The organism is Oligella sp. HMSC09E12 (assembly GCF_001808505.1).
Taxonomy (GTDB): domain Bacteria; phylum Pseudomonadota; class Gammaproteobacteria; order Burkholderiales; family Burkholderiaceae_B; genus Oligella; species Oligella urethralis.
The window spans coordinates 1-11294 of sequence record NZ_KV793616.1 but is presented as its reverse complement, the minus strand read 5'-3'; the positions used below and the strand labels follow the sequence as shown (position 1 = coordinate 11294).

Genomic DNA, 11294 nt, shown 5'->3' with positions numbered 1-11294 from the left:
AAAATTGCTACTAAAAATGGGGGGACTACAATATATGTTAAATGCATTATGTTTTTAATAATAATTATTATTCAATTACGATAAAACAATAATGATTTCAAATATTAATTTAGATTTTGCAGTTGTTTATATGAATTTTTAATTTTTTGATTAATTAAACTAGTGAAAAAGTATGAAAATTAAAAGCCTTTTTGTCTGTACAACGCCTTTGCAAAGTCTTATTGCAGAAAAAATCATAAGTCATGAAGGGTTGGATAAGTCTGACTGCATTCTCATTTATATAGCATTAACTGATAATAATAAAAATTATTATTATTTTTCTAAGTTGTCTAATGGAATGTATCTTGGAGACTATATTAAAACTAATCGCTCTTTAGCCACGGTTACTCATTTAAGAAAAATATTAAAGAATAAAAAATTTAATGTGTATATAGGAAGTATCGACGATACACTTGTTCATTATGTATTATCTTTTGTGGATTGTCAGGAGTTAGTTACATTTGATGATGGAACTGCTAATATTTTTATTAATAGTACTTTTTTTACGGGTGTTGAGAGAGGGATATTCAGAGGTTTTATTTTAAAAGTGGTCAACTATATATTAGGCAACAGGTTTACACTAGAAAAAGTTAAGTCAAAACTAAAAAAACATTACACAATTTATCCTGAGTTTCAAAATGTTGTCGATAGAACAGAGACTCTTCAGTTGTTGGATTTTAAAAAAAACAATCGAGCAACTCATGGAGAAATAAACATTTTTCTTGGTACCATGTATGAAGATGTTGTAAATAAGAAGAGTAATGCAGATTTACTATGGGAAAAAGTTAGAAATTTTATAGAGAATAGTAATGTGGAATGGATTTATATTCCTCATCCTAGGGACCAAAGAAAAATCAATATTGAAAGTATTGAAGACTCGCTTTTAATTGCTGAAGAACAAATTTACTCTTTAAGAGAAAAATATAAACAAATTAACCTGTATGGCTTTGCGAGTAGCGCCCAATTTAATTTGTTAAATATTCCGGGTATTACTATTTATCCGGTGTATTCTAATTTACTTAGTAAGACGTTGACTGATGTTGTTGAACTTCTTTCTACAAAGTCAGGGTGTGTGACAATAGACTTAGAGAAAAATAATGAAAATTGAACGTTTAAGTCAAATAAGCATATTATTTATTTTTATCTTAGTGTTTTTTTATATAAAGGTAAGGGATTATTATTTTTTAGCTGGTTATTTTGCTATTGGTTATTTTTTATTTGGATTGATTTTAAATTATTCTAAAGTTTCTCTAAATAAACTTTTGATTTTATTTTCAATATTTACACTATTCTTTGTTGCTAGCGTATTTAGTCAAGGAGTTACTTTTTATATTGCTTTGTATAATCTGCAATACGGAGTGATTTCATTATTAATAGCATATTTATTGGTTTTTAAAATCAAGGACACTAGAGCGTTATCGAAACTAATTTATTTTTTATATGTTTTATATCTAACTTATTTGTTTTTTTCAATAGGCTTTGAAGATGATGAGGCATACAATGTGGTCTTTGAAGGTTCTAGCAGGAATTATTTAAGTGGGATATTAATTTTTTTAGCGATTAACGTAGGTATTTCACATGAAAAAAGCAACGAAAAACAACCGTTATTAGTTTATATAATTACTTTTGTTTGCTGTTATTTTTTATATGGAAGAAGCGGGATTTTGTTATCCTCAGCGTTGCTTTTATATGCAATTTATCAACGTAACTCAAAATTGTTGATTTTTCTTTTTGTTTTTTCTTTAGTATATTTTTTTACTAGTAGTTTTTTTTGGGAATTACTCGAAAAAATACAAACGTCATCTAATTTTTCACGAGGATTTAGCTCTGATAGAACGTTGTTTCTGATAGAGTATTTGGATCGTATCGATTTTAAATCTATCATTTTAGGCAGAAATTTTGACGAGTGTTGTCAGCTAATAGTTGAGTTTGAAAGAAATCCTCATAATTCATTTATTACAGGACATAGTAGGTATGGCATACTTCATACTTTGATGGCTATCCTGATTTTGATTTATATACTATCAAGTCGAAACTTAACTTTAATTGTTTTATCTTTAATAGTTTATGGGAGATATTTTTTAGATCAGATGGGTCTTTTTACATATTTTGACGTAGTTTTATTTCAATTACTACTGTTAGTTAGATATAAGAATAATAAAACTGCTGTAGTTAAATATAGTGACCCAGAGAATAACTGTACATGTTAAAGTTGCTCTAACACATGGAGTACAACATGACTTTAGAACCTGCTATCAAATGTTGGACCGCCAAGCACAAATCTGAATTGCTCATGCAGATCTTTGCTGGGCAGATTACCGTTGCAGAGGTCTCAAGACGATATGACCTTTTGCAACGAGATATTGAGCAATGGCTAGAGGATGCAAAGGCCGGCATGGAGAACTCCTTACGTGCCAAGCCTAAGGATGTTGCCGAGCAATACGAAGCGCAATTACGTGAGCTCAGAGAGGCGTATGGTGAGGCGATGTTGGAGATTAAGTTTATAAAAAAGCTACAGCGTCATCTCGAATCAACCCCCGGCAGTTGCAAGGACTTCTAGACGAGATGGCGCAAGAAGGGGATCCGGTGACCATCAGTCAAGCGTGTAAGTGGTCAGGCGTGTCTCGTCGTAGTTTTTACTACCGAGCAGTTAAGTCGGCACCCAAGGTGAACGAACACCTTGCTGCGCGTGTTAAACGGTTCATTAATGCGTTTCCCCACGCCGGTTACCGAAGGGTTGCTTGGGCGTTGGGTGAGAGCAGGAACACCATTCAACGTATCTTTCAGCTTAAGGGTTGGCAGCTTCGGCAACGGGCTAGCGGTGCGAGACCACGGGTACAGAACAAGACCTCGGTGACGTCAGCACCTGATGTGCGTTGGTCGACGGATACGTGCCGAGTATGGTGTGGCTCACACAACGGTTGGTGCGCTCTAACGCTTGTCATGGACTGCCATACGCGCGAACTCTTGGGTTGGTCACTTAGCCCTAAGGGTGATGCTAAAGCCGCTGAGGCGGCATTAGAGGAGGCTCTCATATATCGCTCGGGTAGCCTGATGGCACCACGAGAGCGCATTGTCCTCAGAAGCGATAATGGACTGGTCTTTACGCCCAAACTCTATACCAAAGCGGCTAAACGCTATGGGTTTGAGCAGGAGTTTATTCGACCGCACACGCCACAGCAAAACGGTCTGGTTGAAAGGTTCATTCGCACTGTTAAAACGGAGTGTGTTGAACAACATAACTGGCGGTCGGTTGATGAGGCTAAGCGGTGCTTAGACTTATGATTTAAGTACTACAACGAAGAGCGCCCTCATCAGGCGCTTAAAATGAAAACACCGAGTATGATTTATCAACAATTAGCAGCTTAAAGTGTGAAAATTATGCTGGGTCATTACATAAAACTATATATTGAAGTTAAATTTCTTCAAGCTTTATCTTTCTGGATTATTTATGAAAAAAAAATGTTTTTTAGTACTTACTCATAAACCAATAGACAAGCTATTAGAATATGCTCGAAACCACCCAAATGATAACTTTTATATACATTTAGATCTGAAAAAACCATTAGAGAAGCTTTCAGTAAAAGGTTGTCCTAATGTTTTTTTTATAGATAAAAGGGTTGATGTTAAGTGGGCTGGTTTCAGTATGGTTCAGGCTACATTAAATTTAATTAGCTTTGCTTTAAAACATGATAGCGAAAATGAGTTTTTCCATTTGATAAGCGGAGATGATGTCATTTTGAATGAAAATTTGTCATGGAGTGATGACTCTATTTATATGGAGTATAGGGAGTCAAAAAGACATAATTATAGAATGCGTTTTGATGTACCTCATGCCGATAATAAATATACAAGACATCCTTTGGGTAAAATTTATACTCAAGTAATTAAGTTATTTGATAAGTTTTTACCTAGTCATAGACTATTCAAGTTTGGTAGTCAATGGTTCTCTATTAGAAGAGCTGAATTATTAACTCTTTATGAATCTATATCAGTTGAAGACATAAGTTTTTTTAAGAAAAAATTATGCCCAGACGAACATTTTTTTCAATATTTAGTCGAAAAAAACAAACTTTCAAGTAAGGTTTCTACTGAAGGAAATAAAAGATTTATCGTATTTAATCCATCGTATCAAAGAGGCTCTAGTCCTGTTTTTTTGAGTCTTTCAGAATTAAAAACATCATCTCAAGTTGGGTACTGGTTTGCTAGAAAAGTTGATCAAGCTACCATGGAGGTATTTTATGATAATGATTTGAGAGAATCCTCGGAAATTAGCTAAAACATAGCTTTAAAAATATGAGTTTTATTCAATTTTGCGTTGTAATCTATAAATTTTAGTGAGAAGTTGTGGTGGTAAAATCCGTGGGAGGGCACGAGCTACGAAGAGCAAAATTCCCTTTGTCCAGCCATGATATCCAAGAGACTTTTTTAATTTAAACATTTCCCACTCACTTTTAATATATATTTTTCCTCTTCTTCTAGATAACATAGCATCACCCGCGCGAACCAAAACTAGAGTGTTTGGTAAGTTTTCAACTTTTTTGTGATTGGCTAAAACCCTTAACCATAAGTTGTAGTCTTCCATAAATAAATGATGCTGATAGCCGCCTAATTGCAAAATATTTGATTTTTTATAAGCTACAGTCATGTGATTAAATGGATTTTTTTTAATTGCATAATTGTAAATGTTTTTAAAGCCTATAGGTACTTTGCGTGTGAACATGTCTTCAGTTGGGGTTGTTGAAAACTCTTTAATTTGTCCACCAAGTAGTACAGTTTCAGGATGTTTTTGTATATATTCAACTTGAACTTCAAAGCGTGACGGGAGACAAATATCATCGGTATCCATGCGGAAAACCCATTCATTTGAACAGTGTTTTAATCCTATATTCAATGCTCGTCCTAGACCAATATTTTTTTCTAGGGGGATTTTTTTTATAGGCAGTTGTTGTTCCCATTTAAATAAAACGTTTTCCAATTCAATTGATATCGGCCCATCTAATACGATAACAATTTCATTGGCAGGCATCGTTTGATTTTCTAAACTTTTTAAGCAATCATTTAAATAGGATGCATTTTCTTTAATATATAAAGACATTAAAACTGTAAAATTCATAATCTAATTTATCTATAAAAACTTTTTATAAGGAAAAGAACATTTAGCAGTAATGTTATCTCGCTCCAAATCCAGTCAGCATAGTCTTAATTGTCTTAAAGACAATTAAAACATCTAACCACAGTGAGAAGTGCTTGATGTAGTAGAAATCATGTTCGACTTTAATTTGTGTGTCATCTACATCTGCAGCATAGCCTTGCGTTACCTGTGCCCACCCTGATATACCAGGTCTGACGATATGACGATAGTTGTAAAAGGGGATTTGCTCTTCAAAAGCATCGACAAAAACCTTTTGTTCAGGTCGCGGCCCTATCAGACTCATATCACCTTTGAGCACATTAAAGAATTGAGGTAGCTCATCAATACGTGTTTTACGTATAAATTTTCCAATCCGGGTAACCCTCATATCATTAGCTGAGGCAAATTGAGCTCCATCTTTTTCCGAGTCTTTGGTCATACTTCTAAATTTGTAGATTTTAAACTCTTTACCGCCTTTACCGACGCGGTTTTGTATAAAAAGAGCGCCACCCTTACTTTCTAAAACAACAGCAATCGCTGTAATGAGCATAATCGGTAAAACGATGGGCATAACCATAAGCACTGCAACAATATCTGTGATTCGTTTGATGACAGAGTATACAGGGGAGGGCAGCAGTGATCCTAGTTGATTCTCGTGCATATGACGAATTTTGACGCGACCTGTTAGAGATTCTTCAATTTGGTGCGAGTTGTATACTGGCATACCAGACAAAACACAATATGCAAGAAATTTTTGCCATTCAGCGGTTAGCTTTTTTGAGTGCAAATCGGCAACGATCATATTATAGCGCCGCTCACCCTCAATTTCAGGGTTTCTCAATAAGTACCAACTAGCACCTGGTATAGATGCAAGATCAGCAGCACGTCCATAAGGTATTAAAGCAATTTTAGGCGTAGCCCAGCGCCTGCCGAAGAAAAAACCTAAGAAACCATAAAAAAGAGTTAAAGTTAAACTAAATGTAAGAAAGTAGAGTGAGTACTCAAGCCTAAAAAGCAAGAAGACCACAATTAATACTGTGTACCAAGCTAGAACAGTCGAGATAATAAAGCTACTGGACTTATTACCAGGGAACTTTAAAAGCACTCTTAGCGTGATTAGACTACAAATGTTACTGGCAATAACACCATAAAATGAGTTGATTTCGGTTGCTGCAGGATGATTAAAAAAGCGCTCTCCCCACAAAATCCAGGCCGGCAGGATCGCACAAATAAACGTTGTGATAATAATCTGAGTAGTAGTGCTAAAAAAAAACCGCTCATACCATTTTGAATGTCGTTTATGTGGTTTTATATCCATAGTAAGTGGAGCCCTATCATATTACAAATGTGTGTTTTATCTTTAAAATTTATCAACCACGGCTTGCTTGTCGTATGATTATAAATCATTATTTGTAATAACCATGATTCGAGGGAAATAAGCATGCAAGTTCTTGTCACCGGTGGTGCCGGATTTATTGGTTCACATACTGTTGTTGAGTTGCTTCAAACAGGCTATGAGGTTGTTATCATTGATAATTTTAGTAATAGCTCACCGTTAGTCTTGAAGCGCATCGAAGAGATCACAGGAAAAAAACCATTAATGATTGAGGGCGACATACGTGATCGGCGCCTGCTGGATGGTGTTTTTAAACAACATCAGATCGATGCGGTTGTGCACTTTGCAGGTTTAAAAGCTGTCGGTGAAAGTGTTGAAAAGCCTCTTGAGTACTATGATAACAATGTCAGCGGTAGTGTGGTGCTTTTTGAAGCAATGCGTGATGCAGGCGTTAAGCGTTTAGTATTTAGTTCATCCGCTACGGTTTATGGTGATCCAGAAGAAATTCCGATTTCAGAGAACTGTCCGGTGGGTGTGCCAACCAATCCTTATGGTATGTCTAAACTAATGGTAGAGCGAATATTACAGGATCTGGTCGTGGCAGAAACTGATTTTTCAGTAGCCTTATTGCGCTACTTTAATCCCATTGGTGCACATGAAAGTGGTTTAATCGGTGAAAATCCAAGCGGTATTCCAAACAATCTCTTGCCTTACGTGACGCAAGTAGCTATCGGTAAACTAGAAAAGTTATCTGTTTTTGGTTCAGACTATCCAACCGTTGATGGTACCGGTGTGCGTGATTATATTCATGTCGTTGATTTGGCCAAGGGCCATCTAGCTGCTTTGGACTACTTGAAGCAGTCAACGGGTTGTCATGTTTGGAATCTTGGTACTGGACAGGGCTACTCTGTATTGCAGATTATTAAAGCATTTGAAGAGGCTACTGGTGAGAAAGTGCCTTTCCAGTTGGTCGAAAGACGGGCTGGTGATATTGCTGAGTGCTGGTCTAATCCTGACAAGGCGCAGAAGGAGTTAGGTTGGGAGGCAGACTATGGATTGGAAGATATGATGCGTCATAGTTGGAACTGGCAGAAAGGGAATCCGGAAGGGTTTAAGTAGGGTGGCTTACCACGAAAGCAATTAAAATCTATTTTTCAGCGTTGCTAACATAATGTTAAACTACTTCATCATTAATGTTAGTTTAAATTGGTTCCTTTTTCTTAGATGAGTCAGATAATGAGTCAAGAAATTATTCAGTTCGATATAGATGAATTGAGTTTCGATCCACATAATCCTCGTTTTTCATCGATGTCTGTTGATAATAAGAGTGATGCAGAGATCATTGATTTAATGATTCGCGAAGAATCGTTAATGGATTTGGTTGTTTCCATCACTGATAATGGTTTTTTTCAAGGTGAACCTTTACTCGTCTATGCTGATGGTGATAAAAAATATGTCGCTGAGGGAAATCGGCGTCTAGCTGCATTAAAACTGATAAATAACCGAGAGTTAACCAAAAGAGCATCTTTTCATCAAACGATTGCAGAAGCAAAGCATATTCCCACTCAAGTGCCTTGTTTACTATTTGAAAATCGTGAAGAGACCTTGGTTTACCTTGGATATAAGCATATTACAGGTAATAAAAAATGGGGTGCACTAGAGAAATCAATTTATTTAAGCCAACTCTATGAGCATGTAAAAGAGCAGAATCCAGAGCAAGAGGAGCAAGAACTTCATCGTATTATAGCTAGAAATGTGGGTAGCCAAGGCCCAGTCATTGGTCGTAATTTAGCTGCTTATGCTATCTATTTAGAAGGGAACCAACATGGTGCAGCTAATAATTTCTTTGATCTACAAGGTGTAGATCAATCTCAAGTTGATTTTAGTTTGATATATACAGCATTAAGCTATGCAAATATTTATAAATACTTGGGACTAGAGAGTGCAACGGATACCAGCCTTAAAAATTTTAATAAAGAGCATGGGAGAAACTTATTTAGGTGGCTGTTTAAGCAAGATGATTATGGTCAAACAGTAGTAACCGAGTCTAGAAAGCTCAAAGAACTAAATAAGGTTTTAGGTAGTGTATCAGCAACTAAATATTTTTTAGAGAAAAATGATTTAGAATCTGCTTATCGTTTAAGTGCTGGGCCTATAGAAGCATTTGAAATGCTACTTAAAACATTAAGACGTGATATAGAGCAGTTTAAAATACTAGAGAAAGATATACGTCTAGATGTTTTAAATAAGAAAATTGAGAGTCCATTCACTAATGCTCATGTCGTTGAAATAGGGGATGCTTGGCGGGAATTACGCACATTACACGAAGAAATTGAGTCTTTTATGCGTAAGAATGAGGGCTAATTTAGGTATGGAAACACTTTCAGACTTAAACTGGTTTGATGGGGACAAATTCAAAGCAAATTCTATTCATTCATTGTCTCCTAAACTTTTAGGGGAATCTCTTGATCACCTCGAGTTAAGAGCCATTTGTCATCAAGATAAAATAGTGACAACTGGTGATTTATTAAACATACAAGGTGACGACTCTGCATTTGATGGCACAGAGTCTATCTTTGATGGTACTGATGAGCATGACGACTTTGACGCTTACCCTACTAGAGTTTCTGCAAGTCAAATAATTTCCTTTTTAGCAAAGCGTTTTCAGCAGCGTCAATCCGATTGGCAAGAAATATGGCCTTTTGAATTAGAGGTATCACAGCGAGGTTTTTGTACTATTACGTTTGACCCTGAGCATGAGTATGCAAAAGTATATACCTATTTTTTGTTAGCTTTATACGCAAAATATATTAAGTCTACGAGTATAGCTAATGAGTATCGTAGTGCATTTGAGTTTTTATGTTATGAGTTGGTTAAGGCCCTTTTTCCTGAATCAAGCGGATGGGTTGTTAAGCAATCAGGAGCAGGTATTAGTGGAGTAAATGCTTACACTGGCAATAGGCTGGAAAAGTTAAAAGCTATCTCTAAGGATTTATATCTTTCTACTCAAGAAAGACGACTTTCAACAACCTCTGGTGATGGAGGGATTGACTTGATCGTTTTTCATAAACTCTATGACACAAGGGGCAAACTCCCCGTTATTTTCATGCAATGTGCTTGCTCTAGTGATATATCGCAGTTTGAAGATAAAATACAAGAGGTTGCTCCGGCACGCCTAAAAGGCATATTAAACTTAGATATTGCGCATGAGTTTTTTCATTTTAGTCCTTATGATTGGTTTGACCATATCCAACGTGAACGGTTTGTAGTTCACAATAATGATGCCGTGATTTTTGATAGAACCCGTATTTTAAAAACGATGCATGCTTTGGAAGTACCCCTTACGAAAAAACTTCCAGAAGAGATCATACTTCAAATTGAAGAGTTTATAAATACGAAAGAAAGTTTTATCTAAGATAAAACATCAAGTAATTCTGCAGCTACTGCCTTAAATAGTGCAGGTGGTACGGCATTTCCAATGACTTTGTATTTGTTCATAAGTGTCGCACTTTGAGTCTCGGGGAATAGTAAATCCTTGCCAAACCCCTGAAGAGCACCACATTCACGATATGAGAAGCGACGTGCAGGCTTATCCTCAACAAAACGCCACTCATCAGCCCTGACCTTTTGCATCTTAGGGCTGACAGGGTGCAATAAAGTGTGGCGAGCGTTACTTACAATGGTCTTTGATGGCTCGTCCCAATCTTGTCGACGGTTACGAGACATATAGTACCAATGAAAAGGTAAGCTATAGTACTCGTCGGAACTTGGCCAATCAGGTAAGCCTTTAAGGGCTTGTCGTATGGTTTGATAAGGCTTTTCTTCTTTAGGGCCATACTGCGGAGTGGGGAAAACGTAGTGAACACCCAAATCCTTACGAATGCCTACAATAAATATTCTTTTACGTATTTGTGGTACGCCATAGTGTGCTGCATTTAGTACTTGATACTTTACGTTATAACCAGCGTCTTCAAATGTTTTAATTTGATCTTCTAGAAGATGTGTGTAGTTTGACCGTAACATGCCATTGACATTTTCTACAATGAAGGCTTTAGGCGTGATCGTGTTTAAAGCACGAGCAAATTCTCTATATAAATAATTGATCTTATTATCGGCTTTGCGTATTCCTCCTTGGCTAAAACCTTGGCATGGGTAACAGCCAATCAGGAGGTCAGCCATAGGAAAACTCTGGATGTTACAGATATCTTCAAGTAAATAGTCGGTCTCTGGTAAATTAGCCAAATACACATCACGGGCGTAAGGAATAATATCATTAGCCATTAATACATCAATGCCGAGTTGGTGTATCCCCATATCTGAGCCACCACATCCACTAAAAAGAGAAACTGCTGTAGTCATTTCTTTCCTATAAAAAGTACTTTATTATAGCAATAAGTAAATTATATAAAAGCTTAGCTATAGTAGAGGGGAAAGATGATATAGATTATTGAAGCCTCTGAAAAAGCGACCGGTGTGAGTGTGCCTTATAAGCTAGTAGGACGACGTACTGGTCACATCGCTAAGTATTGCGAAGTATGAGTTAGGCTGGTAGGCAGCAGTGTATTGTAGTCCCCCCATTTTTAGGAACACCTTTTAGTGGAATGATATGGATTTTAAGCCGCTTTAAGTCGCGGGGGTACACCTCCTATAGCCATGTTAGACCGTACGTTATTATACTGCCATTGCCATTGCCATTGCCATTGCCATTGCCATTGGGTGACTACCAACTCAGCTTGCTCCAATGAGTAAACGATATACATATTTAAAAGCTCCTCCCTGACAGTT

General features: G+C 36.6%; 10 protein-coding genes and 1 pseudogene. 8 read left to right on the top strand and 3 right to left on the bottom strand.

Annotation, left to right across the window (positions count from 1 at the left end; translation table 11 throughout):
- Window positions 1–172 precede the first annotated feature (172 nt).
- The 5 genes and pseudogenes from HMPREF3179_RS11760 to HMPREF3179_RS11740 all read left to right on the top strand — a co-directional run bounded on the left by HMPREF3179_RS11760 (window position 173) and on the right by HMPREF3179_RS11740 (window position 4318).
- Complete coding sequence (locus HMPREF3179_RS11760; protein WP_018026258.1) at window positions 173–1147, top strand: glycosyltransferase family 52; 975 nt, start codon at window positions 173–175, stop codon at window positions 1145–1147.
- On the top strand, window positions 1137–2249 hold the full coding sequence (locus tag HMPREF3179_RS11755; RefSeq protein ID WP_070471408.1) for a hypothetical protein: 1113 nt from the start codon (window positions 1137–1139) through the stop codon (window positions 2247–2249). Before HMPREF3179_RS11760 ends, HMPREF3179_RS11755 begins: the two co-directional genes overlap by 11 nt.
- A 26-nt stretch (window positions 2250–2275) precedes the next feature.
- Window positions 2276–2599, top strand: coding sequence for a transposase (locus HMPREF3179_RS11750; protein WP_070471405.1), 324 nt, complete (start codon window positions 2276–2278; stop codon window positions 2597–2599).
- A 5-nt stretch (window positions 2600–2604) separates the two neighbouring features.
- Window positions 2605–3408, top strand: a pseudogene (locus HMPREF3179_RS11745) (IS3 family transposase).
- 82 nt (window positions 3409–3490) lie between these two features.
- Window positions 3491–4318, top strand: coding sequence for a beta-1,6-N-acetylglucosaminyltransferase (locus HMPREF3179_RS11740; protein ID WP_018026262.1), 828 nt, complete (start codon window positions 3491–3493; stop codon window positions 4316–4318).
- Window positions 4319–4342: 24 nt separating this feature from the next.
- On the opposite strand, the gene HMPREF3179_RS11735 is transcribed toward HMPREF3179_RS11740, so the two are convergent.
- Window positions 4343–5155, bottom strand: coding sequence for a glycosyltransferase (locus HMPREF3179_RS11735; RefSeq protein ID WP_070471403.1), 813 nt, complete (start codon window positions 5153–5155; stop codon window positions 4343–4345).
- Between the two features lie 55 nt (window positions 5156–5210).
- Window positions 5211–6491 carry a sugar transferase gene (locus tag HMPREF3179_RS11730; protein ID WP_018026264.1) on the bottom strand — a complete coding sequence of 427 codons (1281 nt, stop codon included), beginning with the start codon at window positions 6489–6491 and terminating at the stop codon, window positions 5211–5213.
- Between the two features lie 123 nt (window positions 6492–6614).
- Here HMPREF3179_RS11730 and galE point away from each other — a divergent pair, with 123 nt between their 5' ends.
- The 3 genes from galE to HMPREF3179_RS11715 all read left to right on the top strand — a co-directional run bounded on the left by galE (window position 6615) and on the right by HMPREF3179_RS11715 (window position 9924).
- A complete protein-coding gene (gene galE, locus HMPREF3179_RS11725; protein WP_070471400.1) occupies window positions 6615–7628 on the top strand; it encodes a UDP-glucose 4-epimerase GalE in 1014 nt (337 codons plus the stop codon).
- A gap of 117 nt (window positions 7629–7745) precedes the next feature.
- A complete protein-coding gene (locus tag HMPREF3179_RS11720; RefSeq protein WP_070471397.1) occupies window positions 7746–8873 on the top strand; it encodes a ParB/RepB/Spo0J family partition protein in 1128 nt (375 codons plus the stop codon).
- Window positions 8874–8880: 7 nt separating this feature from the next.
- Window positions 8881–9924: a hypothetical protein gene (locus tag HMPREF3179_RS11715; protein ID WP_141743479.1), complete on the top strand. Its 1044-nt coding sequence runs from the start codon at window positions 8881–8883 to the stop codon at window positions 9922–9924.
- Here HMPREF3179_RS11715 and HMPREF3179_RS11710 read toward each other — a convergent pair.
- On the bottom strand, window positions 9921–10868 hold the full coding sequence (locus HMPREF3179_RS11710; protein WP_070471392.1) for a DNA cytosine methyltransferase: 948 nt from the start codon (window positions 10866–10868) through the stop codon (window positions 9921–9923). The two genes, HMPREF3179_RS11715 and HMPREF3179_RS11710, sit on opposite strands and share 4 nt — an antisense overlap.
- Between the last annotated feature and the right edge of the window lie 426 nt (window positions 10869–11294).